The organism is Pseudarthrobacter sp. 10T415, assembly GCF_056394175.1.
Genome location: NZ_JBFTHJ010000071.1, coordinates 1 through 464 on the forward strand (window position 1 = coordinate 1; position 464 = coordinate 464).

Here is a 464-nt window from a genome sequence, read left to right on the forward strand (position 1 = left end):
ATTTTTATTTTAACATTCGAGCTTTCGCTTATAGTTTTTCTCTTTCTTGAACCAGTTATAATTTAATATTCGTAGTTCTCGATCGTTGTCTTCTTCCTCACTCAGAAGCAATAAATCTTCTTCTGTCGTGTCCTCTTTGAAGAGGTCTTTCAAGACTCCGCCAGTTGAGACAAATCTCAACTTATGGACTTGTCTTGTCAGTTCGTGGAACCAGTTCGGATCCTTGACCATATCACCGGGCTTTACCGCATACTTCAAGGTTTCAGCAACTGCCTCGGCTAAAGCCGATTTGTTGGCTTCACCTTCCTGTTTAACCTTCACCATACGAATGTCTACTACAGGTAGGTAGTTGCTGTTTAGACAATCAGCCCATAACTCAGACCATGCCGAAGTTTTCAAATAACCGTCTTTGAAATATGTAGATTTCATCATTAACAGAATGTGAAAGTGAGGATGTGCTTTTC

Annotated in this window: 1 protein-coding gene; it reads right to left on the minus strand. The window is 40.1% G+C overall.

The genetic code is table 11. The features are described 5' to 3' along the window. Nucleotides 1-9 precede the first annotated feature (9 nt). A partial coding sequence (locus tag AC1DBN_RS21500; protein ID WP_477724201.1) for a protein rep occupies nucleotides 10-464 on the minus strand: 455 nt, incomplete at its 5' end.